Annotated in this window: 13 protein-coding genes and 1 pseudogene; 9 read left to right on the top strand and 5 right to left on the bottom strand. The window is 56.4% G+C overall.

The window, feature by feature from the left end:
- The first annotated feature begins 24 nt into the window (after positions 1–24).
- Complete coding sequence (locus tag INF86_RS14415; RefSeq protein ID WP_045308172.1) at positions 25–258, top strand: YdcY family protein; 234 nt, start codon at positions 25–27, stop codon at positions 256–258.
- Between the two features lie 3 nt (positions 259–261).
- On the opposite strand, the gene INF86_RS14410 is transcribed toward INF86_RS14415, so the two are convergent.
- Entirely contained in the window at positions 262–711 is a 450-nt protein-coding gene (locus tag INF86_RS14410; protein ID WP_022648242.1) for a DMT family transporter, read from the bottom strand.
- Positions 708–1,226, bottom strand: coding sequence for a GNAT family N-acetyltransferase (locus INF86_RS14405; RefSeq protein ID WP_023306282.1), 519 nt, complete (start codon positions 1,224–1,226; stop codon positions 708–710). The genes INF86_RS14410 and INF86_RS14405 overlap by 4 nt, the downstream gene beginning before the upstream one ends.
- A 148-nt stretch (positions 1,227–1,374) precedes the next feature.
- Between INF86_RS14405 and INF86_RS14400 the strand changes: the two genes are divergently transcribed.
- The 3 genes from INF86_RS14400 to INF86_RS14390 all read left to right on the top strand — a co-directional run bounded on the left by INF86_RS14400 (position 1,375) and on the right by INF86_RS14390 (position 3,976).
- Entirely contained in the window at positions 1,375–1,950 is a 576-nt protein-coding gene (locus tag INF86_RS14400) for a helix-turn-helix domain-containing protein (protein ID WP_017382277.1), read from the top strand.
- Positions 1,951–2,016: 66 nt separating this feature from the next.
- A complete protein-coding gene (locus INF86_RS14395) occupies positions 2,017–3,051 on the top strand; it encodes an NADP-dependent oxidoreductase (RefSeq protein WP_022648239.1) in 1,035 nt (344 codons plus the stop codon).
- Between the two features lie 256 nt (positions 3,052–3,307).
- The gene (locus INF86_RS14390) at positions 3,308–3,976 is read left to right on the top strand and encodes a GntR family transcriptional regulator (protein ID WP_022648238.1); all 669 of its coding nucleotides are present in this window, start codon (positions 3,308–3,310) and stop codon (positions 3,974–3,976) included.
- Between the two features lie 132 nt (positions 3,977–4,108).
- On the opposite strand, the gene pqqU is transcribed toward INF86_RS14390, so the two are convergent.
- Positions 4,109–6,226, bottom strand: coding sequence for a TonB-dependent receptor PqqU (pqqU, locus tag INF86_RS14385; RefSeq protein WP_193543644.1), 2,118 nt, complete (start codon positions 6,224–6,226; stop codon positions 4,109–4,111).
- Between the two features lie 247 nt (positions 6,227–6,473).
- Between pqqU and INF86_RS14380 the strand changes: the two genes are divergently transcribed.
- Entirely contained in the window at positions 6,474–7,535 is a 1,062-nt protein-coding gene (locus tag INF86_RS14380) for a YncE family protein (RefSeq protein ID WP_193543643.1), read from the top strand.
- Positions 7,536–7,627: 92 nt separating this feature from the next.
- Here the strand turns inward: INF86_RS14380 and ansP are convergent, their stop codons facing one another.
- Both ansP and INF86_RS14370 read right to left on the bottom strand, forming a co-directional pair.
- The gene (ansP, locus tag INF86_RS14375; protein WP_022648235.1) at positions 7,628–9,124 is read right to left on the bottom strand and encodes an L-asparagine permease; all 1,497 of its coding nucleotides are present in this window, start codon (positions 9,122–9,124) and stop codon (positions 7,628–7,630) included.
- 327 nt (positions 9,125–9,451) lie between these two features.
- The gene (locus tag INF86_RS14370; RefSeq protein ID WP_022648234.1) at positions 9,452–10,342 is read right to left on the bottom strand and encodes a LysR family transcriptional regulator; all 891 of its coding nucleotides are present in this window, start codon (positions 10,340–10,342) and stop codon (positions 9,452–9,454) included.
- Between the two features lie 112 nt (positions 10,343–10,454).
- Between INF86_RS14370 and INF86_RS14365 the strand changes: the two genes are divergently transcribed.
- From INF86_RS14365 to INF86_RS22475, 4 genes and pseudogenes are all read left to right on the top strand, one after another.
- Positions 10,455–10,853 (top strand): cupin domain-containing protein, encoded by a 399-nt coding sequence (locus INF86_RS14365; RefSeq protein WP_022648233.1) that lies wholly within the window; start codon positions 10,455–10,457, stop codon positions 10,851–10,853.
- Between the two features lie 108 nt (positions 10,854–10,961).
- On the top strand, positions 10,962–11,963 hold the full coding sequence (locus tag INF86_RS14360; RefSeq protein WP_022648232.1) for an MsnO8 family LLM class oxidoreductase: 1,002 nt from the start codon (positions 10,962–10,964) through the stop codon (positions 11,961–11,963).
- A complete protein-coding gene (locus tag INF86_RS14355) occupies positions 11,960–13,081 on the top strand; it encodes an amidohydrolase (protein WP_017382285.1) in 1,122 nt (373 codons plus the stop codon). The genes INF86_RS14360 and INF86_RS14355 overlap by 4 nt, the downstream gene beginning before the upstream one ends.
- Before the next feature lie 16 nt (positions 13,082–13,097).
- Positions 13,098–15,361 (top strand): annotated as a pseudogene (locus INF86_RS22475) (NtaA/DmoA family FMN-dependent monooxygenase).
- Positions 15,362–15,365: the final 4 nt, after the last annotated feature.

Genomic DNA, 15,365 nt, shown 5'->3' with positions numbered 1-15,365 from the left:
CCGGGCACGTGAAAAGGAGTGACAATGTCACATTTAAATGATGTTATCGCCCGCGTCGATGCCACCATCGAAGAGAGCGTAATTACTCACATGAACGAACTGCTGATCGAATTAAGCGATGATGCAGAGCTCAGCCGTGAAGATCGCTATAGCCAGCAGCAGCGCCTGCGTACCGCGATTGCGCATCATGGTAAGCAGCATAAAGAAGAGGCGGAGGCGCGCCATGCCCACCTTACGCAGGGTGGGACTATTCTGTAAGGGTTAAAACTGGCGCCGCGCCACCAGCCAGGCGCCGACCACCAGCATCACTGCGCCGCAGACCGGGCCAACCAGCGCGCGCAGGGGAACGCCGTTGCTCTTAAGGATGTCCATCACCAGGCCGCCAATCAGCTGGCTTGCCACCAGGACGGCAATGGTCGTTGCCGCGCCCACATTCTGATAGCCGCTAATACTGGCAAAGACAAAAAAAGACCCCAGCAGGCCGGGGATCAACGTCCACCAGCGCACCGTTGACGCCAGTTCGTTAAACCCCGCCAGGCCATTTTTCACCAGCAAAATGCTGACAAACAGCACAATCCCCACCAGCGAGTTCAGCAGCATGGCGATAAGAATGGTGGAGGAAGATTGCGTAATGCGCACCATCAGGGTGTTTTGCACCACCAGCCCAATCCCGGCGGCTACCAGAAACGCTAACGTCAACGATTGATTCATGGCAGAGCATCCGGATCGCTGCGCTCATCAAGCTGGAGCTGCATAAAGGTTAAGTCCAGCCAGCGACCGAATTTGGTTCCCACCTGCGGCATATTGCCGGTGGTAATAAAGCCAAGGGTTTCGTGCAGATGAATTGACGCCTGGTTCTGCGCCTCAATACCGGCAACCATCACGTGTTTACCGATCTGGCGGGCTTCCTTGATTAACTCCGTCATCAGCAGCCGGCCAATGCCTTTGCCCTGATGTTCGGGATGAACGTACACCGAGTGCTCCACCGTGTGGCGAAATCCGTCGAACGCTCTCCAGTCGCCAAATGAGGCGTATCCCGTCACCACTCCGTCTTCTTCACTGACCAGCACTGGATAACCCGACAGAGTACGCGCCTCAAACCATGCGATACGGTTATCGGTGTCGACAGTTTTATCATTCCAGATGGCGGCGGTGTGCAGCACCGCATGGTTATAAATTTCACCGATAGCGGCACAATCTTCTTTGCAGGCATGACGAACAATCATGGGTAACCTCTGGCTGTGTTGTTCACTATAGTAGTACGATTTACTCACAATATTACACAGTTCTTATATTGCATCGCTACGACAAAATCCCTATTTTTTTGTCATAAAACTGCCCCGAAAAACCATCCGTACACTATAGTATGACGTCATGAATACAATGACAGACAATATGAATCAACGCATTAGCGCCCGCATACGCCTTGAACGCGAGTCGCGGGGCTGGTCATTAAGCGAACTGGCCGAACGGGCAGGTATCTCACGCGCCATGATCCACAAGATTGAACGGGGTGACAGTAGCCCAACGGCGACGCTGCTTGCGCGGTTATCCGGTGCCTTCGGTATTAGCATGTCTACGCTTATTGCGCGCGCGGAAATGCAGGAGGGCAAACTGTTACGTCTGGCGAATCAGCCCGTCTGGCGCGATCCGCAAACCCACTATTTGCGTCGCCATGTGTCGCCGCGCAGCGATATGCCTATCGACCTCGTCCAGGTGGAGCTACCCGCAGGTAGCGATGTGCCGATGCCCGCCTCCTCTTATGCGCTGGCACGACAGCTGATTTGGTTGCAGGCAGGTGAACTGGTCTTTCTGGAGGGGGATACTCGCCATGAAATGAAGGCCGGAGATTGTCTGGAACTCGGGCCGCCGAACGACTGCCGGTTTATCAACGAAACGGATGAATCGTGCCTTTATCTGGTCGTGCGGCTTAATCAGTCCGGCTCATAATGCACAGGCGATCCGCAGGATAACGTGCCAGACTTGAATGACATTTTCAGCAGTAAGGAGCGATGAATGAGTCAATCTACTACGCAAAACCGACGCTGGGTACTGGCTTCCCGTCCACACGGCGCGCCGGTTGCCGATAATTTCCGCCTGGAAGAGCAGCCGATCCCCGCGCCCGCAGAGGGGCAGGTGTTATTACGCACCGTATGGCTCTCGCTTGATCCGTACATGCGAGGCCGTATGAGCGATGCGCCATCCTATTCACCTCCGGTCGAGATTGGCGCGGTGATGGTGGGCGGCACGGTAAGCCGCGTCGAGACCTCCCGTCATCCGGATTATAAAGAGGGTGAATGGGTTCTGGGTTACAGCGGCTGGCAGGAGTATGAACTATCCGACGGGCAGGGGCTGGTGAAGTTGGGTGAAAACCCGTCGCATCCTTCATGGGCACTCGGTGTGCTGGGGATGCCGGGCTTCACCGCGTATATGGGGCTGCTCGATATCGGCCAGCCTCAGGCAGGGGAAACCCTTGTCGTGGCGGCGGCCACGGGGCCGGTCGGCGCAACGGTGGGGCAGATCGGTAAAATCAAAGGATGCCGGGTCATCGGCGTGGCTGGCGGGGAGGAGAAATGCCGTCATGCGGTCGACGTGCTCGGTTTCGATGCCTGTCTGGATCACCATGCGGATGATTTTGACGAACAACTGGCTAAAGCCTGCCCGCAGGGCATTGATGTGTATTACGAAAACGTCGGCGGTAAAGTCTTTGACGCCGTGCTGCCGCTCTTGAATACCTCCGCCCGCGTGCCGGTTTGCGGACTGGTCAGCGGCTACAATGCGACCAACCTGCCGGAGGGTCCGGACCGCTTACCGCTACTGATGGGGACCATCCTGAAAAAACGCATCCGTATGCAGGGTTTTATTATCGCGCAGGACTATGGTCATCGTATTGACGAGTTCCAGCAGGAAATGGGCCGCTGGGTGCAGGAAGGCAAAATTCACTATCGCGAGCAGGTTACGGAAGGGCTGGACGCGGCGCCGGACGCCCTGATTGGCCTGCTTGAGGGGAAAAACTTCGGCAAGGTTGTGATCCGCGTGGCGGCCGACTAAACAGAGCATCGGTTATGGCGGGCAGTGTCCGCCATAATTATTTGTGAAGATACGATATATTGTCTTTAATTAATCCATAAGCTTTGCGCGCCTCGGCCCAGCTGAGCCAGAAGTGAAAAATGCAATATTATTTGAACGATTTTAATATTACGCGCGCCCCTCATACCAGGCATGACGATACAGGATATATCTAACCGGCGATGTTTTTTTAAACAGACGCTGAAAATGGCATTTTGTTTGGCTACGGGAATTAAACATGCTTGATTTGGAACATATGGAAAAAGCACAAAGAATCAGTCTGACTTTGCAAGTAGAGAACAGTTTAAAGGGAGCATTAATTACGGGCTCATTAAAACCTGGGGCTCGACTCGTTACAAAAGAGATTGCGGATAAATTGGGCACCAGTATCACACCGGTGCGCGAAGCCCTGCTGCGCCTGGTGTCGGCGGGGGCATTACAGGCCACGCCAGCGCAGGCGTTTTTGGTGCCAGAAGTGACGCTGGAACGCTATAACGAAATTAACGCCATCAGAAAGCAGCTTGAACCGATGGCCGTTGCGGCGGCGTGCCAGAATATGACCGAGACCAAACTGGATGCGTTACGCGCGCTGTCAGATAACTTCAGTGCCGCCATGCATCAGGGCGATGTACAGAAAGCGATCCATGCCAACCGCGTGTTCCGGTTCACGCTCTATCAGTATGCCGAGATGCCGACCCTTCACTCGCTGATTGAGCAGCTCTGGGTACGGATTGGTCCGTGCATTCACTATCTGCATGAAGAGTTAAGCGAGGTTCCCGCAGCGACCTATCATTATGACGATCTGCTTTCTGCGCTTGAGCAAAGGGATGTGACGGCCAGCCGGGAAGCGATCGACAAAGCCATTGATGAAGCCAATATTCTTCTGCAACGGCAATACTACAGTTAAGGATCCCTCTGGCGCACTTATTTGTTTATTTGTATCAAACGTCCTTGATTATATTCCCGGCGCATCAGGCAACCGGGAATGATGTTATTTAGCTTATTTTTTTACCGGCAACGTGCGCTGCCGGAGAATGGTTTACTCAAAACGATAAGAGACCGACAGGCCCACGCCATAGTTACGACCAGGGGCAGGTTCGTAATAGCGGTTGTAGCCAGCGTTAACAATCTCTGAACCGGCGTACTCTTTATCGAACAGGTTATCGACGCGACCAAAGACGTCCATTCCCCATTTGCCGTAGTTGAGTTTATAGCCGGTATTCAGGCCCACAACGGTATAAGAGGGCGCTTTAGCGGTGTTGGTATCGTTGGCCATGACATCGTTCATGTAGCGGGCATCTGCCCCTGCGTACCAGCCTTCCTCAGGCTCCCAGCCAAACGACACATATCCCATGTTACGGGCGATCCCCGGCATCCGGTTGCCGCTACAGTCTGCATTGCTACAGACGTTGGTGCGGTAGGTGGCATCAAGATAGGTCCACGCCATCTTCAGCTTCCAGTTCTCGGCAAACTGCTGGTCGAGCGCAATTTCCACACCCTGACGGCGCGTTTTCCCCGCGTTTTTATAAGTCGTGCGACCATCCTTGCTTTCGTCCACCACGATCTCATTGTCGGTATCCGTGCGGAACAGCGCCGCCGTCAGGATGCCATTGCCGATGCGGGTTTTGCTGCCAATCTCATAGGTGTTGTTGGTGGACGGTTGCAGGTTCATATTGAGGCCACCTTTGCCATCAGAACGGTAGGAAAGTTCGTTGATGGTCGGCGTCTCAAATCCCCGTCCTGCCGCGGCATACAGGTTCCATGCGTCGGTCACGGCGTATTTCACCGCACCTGCCGGGAGCCATTTGTGGTAGCTGGCGTCGCCGCTGTCATCACCGTTTTGCGGGGTAATGTAACGATCGTTGGAGTCAAACCAGACGGAGCTATAACGTACGCCCGCCTCTAAGGACAGTTTTTGCGTTAGCTGCCACTGGGTTTGCAGGTAGGGATCCAGGTTCCACATCAGATTGCGTTCGTCACGGCGTTTATTACCCTTCACGCCATAATCTGGCACGCCGTTGTCCATAACGAAGTTCTCATACCCGCGACGATTTTCGCTCATGTTTTCGTAGTTCAACCCGGTGGTAAATGTCACCGGAACCAGCAGTTCGCCGCGGTGGGTCCAGCGCGTATCAATACCCTGATAGTGACGCTGCATATCAATCACACCGCCCGAATGCGCAGGATTCTCGCGCTGAGTGGACGCCGGAATGGACTGGTACTGAGTCATTTCACGCTCACCGGCATACATCATCACGCTGAGGTCGTCCTGTTCGCTCAGCTGACGGTCGTAGCGGATCCCGGCCTGGGTCTGCTTAATGGTCTTACGCGTGTTGTACTGATCGCCACGTGGTGACTGGCGCGGGTTATTCTGCCACTCCTGATAGCTCAGTCCGCCCGGATCGTTGGCTTTCATGTCCACGCTGTTAAAAATCAGCGTCAGCTTGCTGACATCATCAATACGCACGCCCAGTTTCGCGTTGGCGAGGTTTTTGCGCGCGCCGCTGTGGTCGCGATAGCCATGGGTGGTGAAACGGGTAGTGGATACGGCGTAATCCACATCGCCCGCCTGAGTACCATCACCCACCGCCCCGGTGGCCTTCATACCGTAACGCCAGGTGCCGTAGCTGCCGTAAAAGCTGCTGGCTTCAATGGTGGCTGGCTGTTGTCCGGTCTGGGTGTTGATGTTGATCACGCCGCCGGAGGCATTACCGTACAGGGCAGAGAAGGGGCCGCGCAGCACGTCGACGCTCTCTATGCTGTTGAGGTCAATGTTTGATGTCTGCCCCTGGCCGTCGGGCATGGTTGCCGGAATGCCGTCCACGTACATACGGATCCCGCGTACGCCGAAGGTTGAGCGCGCGCCGAATCCGCGAACGGAAAGTTGCAGATCCTGAGCATAGTTCTGGCGGTTCTGGATTTGCAGGCCAGGTACGCTCCCAAGGGATTCAGAAAGGTTGATGCGCGGTGTGGCATGTCGCATATCCTCGCCGCTCACCACGCTGACTGCGGCCGGGGTGTCCAGTTCTGAGACGGTTTGCGGCGTGGCGCTGACGATCATGGTCTGTTCATCCGCGGCCATCGCACTCAGCGGGCCAAAAATGACGGGAACGAACAACAGGGGTAGTGATGCCTTATGGGCAGTAATAATTTTCATGGAGTAAGCCGGTTAAGAAAAAATTCGAACCAAATCAACTGGAACCTGTGTATATATGTTAAATCCTTTGTAAATGTTATGAAAACTATAACCGCACATTTCGTGAATGTAAGGTTTTGAAGGAAAGAAATACTCCACATTCAACTCATTAATGATTACTATTCTCATTAAAATAACGGCAAAGCGATGACTTTGCCCGCCGGAAGCGATGTCAGCGGTAAATCTCCTCATTTAAAAAGGAATTGTTATGTCTTTACGTCATCTGTGCTCGCCGCGCCTGCGTGGGTCTCTGCTGTTGGGCTCTTTACTGTTTGCCGGTACGTTCCAGGTTCATGCCGCTGAAGAGATGCTGCGCAAAGCGGTCGGCAAGGGCGCGTATGAAATGGCCGTCAGCCAGCAGGAAAACGCGCTGTGGGTTGCGACGTCACAAAGCCGCAAAACCGATAAGGGCGGCGTGGTCTATCGTCTGGATCCGGTCACGCTGGAAGTGACGCAGGCGATTCATAACGATCTCAAGCCGTTTGGCGCCACGATCGATAACGCCACCCAGACGCTGTGGTTCGGTAACACCGTCAACAGCGCCGTGACGGCGATTGACGCCAAAACGAGCGAGGTGAAAGGGCGCCTGGTGCTGGACGATCGCAAACGTAGCGACACGGTGAAGCCGCTTCAGCCGCGCCAGCTGGTGGCCGATGACGCGACCAATACGGTATACATTACCGGCATCGGCAAGGAGAGCGTGATCTGGGTTGTTGATGGCGCAACGCTGAAGCTGAAGGACACCATCACGAACACCGGCACGTTCAGCACCGGACTGGCGCTGGATGCGAAGGCAAAACGCCTGTATACCACCAATGCGGACGGTGAGCTGGTGACCATTGATACCGCGACCAACAAAATCCTCAGCCGTAAGAAAGTACAGGAAGACGGAAAAGAGCACTTCTACCTGAACCTGAGCCTGGACACTGCCGGCCAGCGTGCGTTTGTGACGGATTCAAAACAGCCTGAAGTGCTGGTGGTGAATTTGAAAGATGGCAGCGTAATGCAGAAAATCGCCGCGCCAGAATCGCTGGCCGTACTGTTTAACCCGCCGCGTAACGAAGCCTATGTGACGCACCGCGAGGCGGGCAAGGTGAGCGTGATTGACGCCAAAACTTACAAAGTGACCAAAACCTTCGATACGCCGGTTTACCCGAACAGCCTGGCGCTGTCTGCGGACGGTAAAACGCTGTACGTGACGGTGAAACAGAAGTCTACCCGTCAGCAGGAAGCCACTCAGCCTGACGATGTGATTCGTATCGCGCTTTAAGGTGGGAATTGCCCGGTGGCGCTGCGCTTACCGGGCCTGGAAAACCATGAAATGCAGGCCGGGTATGGCGTAGCCGCCACCCGGCTTTTTTATTAACGCGACGTCTCTTCCACCAGCGGACCATCCTGTTTGTCATCTCCAGGATGAACCGGGGCGGTACTGTGGATTTCATTCACGCGTTTACGCACGCCAAACCAGCCAGCAATCAACAGCACCGCCAGCAGCGGGATTGTGGCGATGGTGTAAGTACCGTTCGGGTAGTCGAAGGCCATCAGCACCAGCACACTCAACAAGAACAGCAGGGTAAGCCAGGAGGTCACCGGCGCGCCCGGCAGCTTGAAGCTGACGTCAGCCGCTTTCCCTTCTTTAATTGCTTTGCGCAGACGCATCTGACACACCACGATAAAGGCCCAGGAGGCGATGATGCCCAGCGCAGCGACGTTCAGCACGATCTCAAATACCTGAGACGGCACGAGATAGTTCAGGAACACGCCAAAGATATACACCACCAGCGTAGCCAGAATACCCGCGTAAGGCACCTGCTGCTTGCTCATCTTCGACATAAACTTCGGCGCAGAGCCCCCCATCGACATGGAGCGCAGGATACGGCCCGTCGAATAGAGCCCGGAGTTCAGGCTGGAGAGCGCGGCAGTCAGTACCACGATGTTCATGATGCTGCCCACGTACGGCACGCCCAGCTTAGAGAAGAAGGTCACAAACGGGCTTTGCCCCGCCTGGTATGCATTCCACGGCAGCAGCAGTACCAGCAATACCACGGAGCCCACATAGAACAGACCGATACGCCAGATCACGCTGTTGATGGCTTTAGGCACCATCGTCTGCGGATCTTTACATTCACCTGCCGCCGTACCGACCAGTTCGATGGAGGCAAAGGCGAACACCACACCCTGCACCAGAACCAGCGCTGGCAGCAGGCCGTGCGGGAAGAAACCACCGTTATCGGTAATCAGGTGGAAGCCGGTGGCGTTGCCGTCCAGCGGTTTACCGGTGCCGAGGAATACGGTCCCGACCACCAGGAAGATCACAATGGCCAGCACCTTCACCAGCGCGAACCAGAACTCCATCTCGGCGAACCATTTCACGCCAATCATGTTCATGGTCCCGACGATTGCCAGCGCCCCGAGGGCGAACACCCACTGCGGCACATCGCCAAACGCGCCCCAGTAGTGCATGTACAGCGCAACGGCGGTGATATCGACGATACCGGTCATTGCCCAGTTAACGAAGTACATCCAGCCCGCGACATACGCGGCCTTTTCACCGAGAAATTCACGGGCGTAAGAGACAAAGCTACCGCTGGAAGGGCGGTGGAGCACCAGCTCGCCGAGGGCGCGAAGAATGAAGAAAGAGAAGATCCCGCACACCAGATAGACCAGGGCGAGAGCGGGGCCAGCCATTTGCAGACGTGCGCCTGCACCTAAAAAAAGACCTGTACCGATAGCGCCGCCGATGGCGATCATCTGCACCTGACGGTTGCCCATCGCCTTGTGATAGCCCTCTTCATGAGAGTTCAACCAGCGACGTTTAGCAGCATGATGATCGGCTGCGCTTTTATTGCTTGTTTTCATTGAGTTACCTGTTTGCCTGTCTGAACCATTAACGTGATAGTCCTGCCTGGCAGAAGCCGAAACAAACGATTGCTTCTGCGCAGACACATGCTGCCTTTCCAGTCATTCTGTGTATGGATAAGGCAAAACATGGCGAGGCATCCTACCCGCAATTGATAAGCGACGCAAAATATAACCGTGCCGAAAGTGATGCTCGTCGAAGGAAATCGTGTGGTCAGAGCAGACTGCGATCACAACGCGCTGAATCGTGACGTTTTTTTAGGCAAAAAGGTCTGTGAATGCTGATTTAATCATCAGGTTTACTTAATAGTTACCTATAGGTAGAGCTTATGGATGCCGCAGAGCTGCGATAAGTAATGAAAACGCGGAAGTGTGCTGGCGGCGGCTCGGATAATAGAGATGATAACCGGCAAAAGCCGGACACCAGGCTTCAAGCACACGCACTAACCGGCCCTCAGCAAGGGCGTCCTGAACCGCATCTTCCGGGACGTACGCCAGCCCCAGACCGTTTTCGGCGGCATCAATGCGTTGCGGCAGGCTGTTGAGGATCAATTGGCCGTCAACCCGCACGCGCAGCTCACGTCCGTCCCGTTCAAATTCCCAGGCATATAATCCGCCGCGTGTGGGCAGGCGCATATTAATGCAGCGGTGCTGATCAAGCTGCTCCGGCGTTTCCGGTACCCCGAAACGATGCAAATAGTCTGCCGACCCGACGACCGCCATGCGCATGTCCGGGGCAATACGTATCGCAATCATATCTTTCGCCACCTGCTCACCCAGACGCACCCCCGCGTCAAAGCGGCCATCGACAATATCTGTCAGCCCATCGTCCACCGTGACTTCAACGTTGATGTCAGGATACTGCGCCATAAAGGGTTTAAGCACAGGCCACAGCACGGCAGACATGGCGTGCTCCCCGGCGGTTAGGCGAATATTCCCGGCAGGTCTGTCGCGGGTATCACGCAGCGCGGTAAGTTCCTGCTCGATCTCCAGCAGATGGGGGCTTAAGCGCATGAAGAGTTGCTCGCCGGCCTCGGTAGGGGCCACGCTGCGGGTGGTGCGGGTTAACAGACGGACTTCCAGCCTCGCTTCCAGATTGCGCATTGCGTGACTGAGCGCCGACTGAGATACCCCAAGCTGCGCCGCGGCGCGGGTAAAACTGCGCTCCCGGGCGACAACCATAAAGGAGAGCAGATCGTTGAAGTTGTCTTTTAACATGGCGGCTTATCCTATTTATGAATTGAACTCATAGTTCCTTTCTGATTATGCACTCTAATGCTCCCCATGGCTTTACGCTACTGTTAACGCAATAGCAAACGAGGAGTAGATCATGAAAATTATCCGTAGCGGTTCGCTACCTTCCGTTCATGGGCCAGAGGCCTGGTTTACCGGCAGCGTGCGCATTGACGCACCTTTCCAGGCGACTGAACCGGCAAAAGTCGGCGGCGCGACCGTCACCTTTGAACCCGGCGCACGTACCGCCTGGCATACGCATCCTCTTGGACAAACGCTGATCGTGACGCAGGGGCGCGGCTGGTTACAGGAGTGGGGGAAAGAGGCGGAACCGCTGAATCAGGGTGATATCGCCTGGATCCCACCCGGCGTGAAGCACTGGCACGGCGCAAGCGCGCAGACGGCCATGACCCATATCGCCATCGCAGAAGCTGTCGACGGGAGCCCGGTGGCATGGCTGGAGAAGGTCACCGACGAGCAGTATCCGAACGAGTAGCGGTAAGCTATAGCTGATTTCCGGCAATCCAAATGTAAATTAATTGTTTCTCAGAGGTGAAATCCGCCTTTAATAATGACGACATGTTAAGTCAAACGAGAACGCAACATGTCATGGCGAATCAGCATTCTGGATAAAAGCCCCGTCGCAGAACACGAAACAGCCGCCGATGCGCTGGCGCGAACCTTAGCACTGGCGCAACAGGCAGAAACGCTGGGTTATCACCGCTTCTGGATTGCCGAACACCACAATACCCCGCAGCTTGCCAGCCCCTCGCCGGAGCTGCTGATTGCCTGGATCCTCGGGCAAACAAAACGTATTCGCGTGGGCTCAGGCGGCGTCATGCTGCAACATTACAGCCCCTATAAAGTCGCCGAAAATTTTAACGTACTGGCCGCCATTGCGCCGGGCCGGGTTGATCTGGGCGTTGGCAAAGCGCCCGGCGGTCTGCCGCTCTCTACCCGCGCCTTGCAGTACGGCCTAAATCCGCAGGAAAAAGGCAGCTTTACTGAACAACTGACGCAGCTTGATCGCTGGATCCGCCCTGAAAATCAGTCAGCGGAGGAGGACGTTCGCGCCACGCCGCTGCCGCCGGTGCCTGCCCGGGGATTTCTGCTGGGCGCCAGTACCGAAAGCGCGCTACTGGCGGCCTCCCTCGACTGGCATTTTGTCTTTGCCGCCCATCTGAACGGTGATCCTGAGCTGCTGCGCGAGGTCGTCACAGCGTGGCGTCAACACAGCGTCCGGGAGGTGATTGTGGCCGTGCAGGTCATTGTTGCCCCAACCCAGGCTGAGGCCGATGCGCTGGCGCAGAAGGTTGAAGTGTGGGGCGTGGAGCTGGTAAACGGACAGCGCGTCACCGTGGCCAGCGAAGAACAGGCCTACGCCTTTGCGCGGCAGGCGGGGAGTGACCCGGTGCGCATCGCGCGTCGGGCGCAGTCTCTGCTGGCCGGAACGGCGGCGTCGGTGCTTGAACAGCTCAACGCGCTGCATCAGCAGTGGGGAATTGACGAATTTATCATCGACACGCCGGTCGCTGATGGCGCAACGCGCGCGCAGTCACTGCGACTGCTGGCCGAGGCGCGATTTAACAGGGAGGTGACCGTATGAGCTTTAGCGAACAACTGATTGCCTGGCGCCGTGAGCTGCACCAGAACCCTGAACTCTCCGGTCAGGAGGTCGAAACAACGGCGCGCCTGCGCGAGTGGCTGACGGCGGCCGGTATTGCACCGCTGCCTTACGATCTCCAGACCGGGCTGGTTGCGGAGATCGGCACGGGCAACGCACTGGTTGCGCTGCGTGCCGATATCGACGCGTTACCCATCGACGAGCGCAGTGGGGTGCCGTTTAGCTCCCGGCGTGCGGGGGTGATGCATGCCTGTGGCCATGACATCCACACCAGCGTGATCCTCGGCGCTGCGTTAAAGCTAAAGGAGCGGGAAGCCTCGCTCAACGGTCGCGTGCGGATCCTGTTCCAGCCTGCGGAAGAGAATTTCGGCGGAGCAAAAAGTATGGTGCGGGCCGGGGCGTTACGTGACGTACGCGCGATTTTCGGAATGCATAACGAGCCTTCACTGCCGGTCGGCGAGTTTGCTACGCGCGGCGGCCCATTCTATGCGAACGTCGATCGCTTCGTTATTCATGTTACCGGCAAAGGCGCGCATGCCGCACGTCCCCATGAAGGCAACGACGCCATCGTGCTGGCAAGCCAGCTGGTGACCGCGCTGCAAAGCGTTGCCAGCCGTAACGTCAATACGCTGGATTCGGTTGTTCTGAGCGTGACGCGCATCGCCGGGGGGAATACCTGGAACGTGCTGCCGGAAAGCGTTGAGCTGGAGGGCACGCTGCGCACGCACCGTACGGAAGTGCAGCAGAACGTGAAAGCGCGCGTCGGTGAAATCGCCGCCGGATTTGCCAGCGCCTTTAGCGCGCAGATCAACATCACCTGGTACGCCGGGCCCACCGCGCTGGTGAACGATGAACACTGGGCCGGGTTTGCCACCTCGGTCGCGCGCGAAGCGGGATATGAAACCCGGCATGCGGAACTGCACATGGGCGGGGAGGATTTCGCGGTCTATCTGCAAAACATACCCGGCGCGTTTGTCAGCATTGGCAGCAACAGTCCGTTTGGGTTACATCACCCGGCATTTAACCCGGACGAAGCATTAATCGAACCCGCTGCCCGCTATTTTGCTCAGCTCGCGGAAAAAGCCCTGCAACACGTTTAATTAATTTGAGGTGAATATGTCTGCACATCGTCAATTGCGGCTGGGGACCATTTTGCATGGTGCATCCGGAAATATGTCTGCCTGGCGCCACCCGGCGGCGGTCGCGGATGCCAGCATTAATTTTGATTTCGTCAAAGAAACGGCTTTAAAAGCAGAAGAGGGCAAGCTCGACTTTATATTTGTGGCCGACGGTCTTTATATTAACGAGAAATCCATTCCGCATTTTTTAAACCGCTTTGAGCCGCTGACGCTGTTGTCCGCGCTGGCGAGTATCACCTCGCGCCTGGGGCTGGTCGGCACGTTATCCACCTCGTACAGCGAGCCTTTCACCGCTGCACGCCAGTTCGCCAGCCTCGATCACCTGAGCAACGGACGCGCGGGCTGGAACGTGGTGACGTCACCGCTGGAAGGGTCAGCCAAGAACTTCTCCCGCGAAAAACACCCGGAGCATGCGCTGCGCTACCGCATTGCCGATGAGTATCTCGACGTGGTGAAGGGGCTGTGGGATTCCTGGGAAGGGGATGCCTTTATCCGCAATAAAGAGAGCGGACAGTTCTTTGATGCGTCGAAACTGCATACTCTGGATCACCACGGTGATTTCTTCCAGGTTTCCGGCCCGCTGAATATTGGCCGCACGCCGCAGGGACGTCCGATTGTCTTTCAGGCTGGTGCGTCCGACGACGGTAAAAAGCTGGCGGCAAAACACGCTGACGCCATCTTTACCCACCATGACACGCGGGAAGAAGCCCAGGCTTTTTACCGCGATGTTAAACAGCAGCTTGAAAGTCACGGCCGCCGCGCAGGGGATTTACATATATTCCAGGGCGTCAGCGTGATTGTTGGAAACGACGCCGATGACGTAGAAAACCAGTATCAAACCACGGCGGCACTGGTCTCCATTAATGATGCGCTGAATTACCTTGGACGTTATTTCGAGCATCACGACTTCAGCCAGTATTCTCTCGACGCGCCGTTCCCGGATATTGGCGATTTGGGCAAAAACAGCTTCCGCAGCACCACCGATGAAATCAAGCGTAACGCCCGTGAGCGCAACTTAACTCTGCGTCAGGTCGCGCTGGAAGCCGCATCGCCGCGCCCGCGTTTTTCCGGCACACCGGAGCAGGTGGCCGATGGTTTACAGGCCTGGTTCGAGGAGAAGGCGGCGGATGGCTTCATCATTCAGGGCGGTACGCCGGACACCTTCCCGCGCTTTGTCGACCAGGTGGTCCCCCTTTTACAGGCGCGCGGCCTGTTCCGCACCGACTATCCCGGCACCACGCTGCGCGAAAGTCTGGGCTTAGATGAGCCCAAAAATCAGTTCACACAACAATAAAAGAGAAAAACGCTATGCAGAAATCATCGCTTATTCTGGCGCTTGCGCTGGCCTTTACCCCTGTCGTCTGGGCAGAGAACGTCAATATTAACGGCACCGGCGTGAGCATTGAGGCCAATAAAACGCCGATCAATACCGCCAAAAACAGCGATGCGATCGCGCAACTGCCGAAAGACTATCGCTTTGCCGTGCCGGGGAAATTTACCGTGGCGGTGGCGGGACTGAATCAACCGCCGCTGACGGTCTTTTCCGACGACAACAAGACCCTGCTGGGAAGTGAGGTCGACATTGCGCGTCTGGTGGCGGACAGCCTTGGGCTGGAGCTGAACGTGGTTCCCACCTCCTGGGAGGACTGGCCGCTGGGGGTGGCCTCCGGGAAATACGATGCGGCTATCAGCAACATCACCGTCACCAAAGCGCGCAAAGAGAAGTTCGACTTCGCCACCTATCGCAAGGATTCACTTGGCTTCTACGTGAAATCCACCAGTCCCATCAACTCGCTTGTGAAGGCAGAGGATATCGCCGGGCTGCGCATCATCGTGGGTTCCGGCACCAACCAGGAAGCCATTCTGCTGGCATGGAACGAAGAGAACCTCAAAAAAGGGCTTAAACCTTTTACGCCGATCTACACCAAAGACGACGCGGCCCAAACGCTGGCGCTTCAGTCCGGACGCGCGGACGCCTACTTTGGCCCGAACGTGATCGGCGCCTGGAAAGCGGCGCTCAACGGTAAAACCAAACTTGTCGGCAGCGTCGACGGCGGCTGGCCGAAGGCGGCGCATATCGCGGTGACGCTGAAAAAAGGCAGCGGCCTGGTCGAACCGGTTCAAACCGCGCTGAACGGCGCGATCAAGAACGGAGATTACGAAAAGGTGCTGAACCGCTGGGGGGAAGGCGTGGAGCGTATCTCCAGCTCCGAAGTTAACCCGGCGGGTCTGGGCGATTAAGGAG

It is taken from the genome of Enterobacter cloacae complex sp. I1M, from assembly GCF_014982425.1.
GTDB classification, from domain to species: Bacteria; Pseudomonadota; Gammaproteobacteria; order Enterobacterales; family Enterobacteriaceae; genus Enterobacter; species Enterobacter intestinihominis.
Note: the sequence above shows the minus strand (reverse complement) of the source record. Positions and strands in the feature narration are given on the sequence as shown.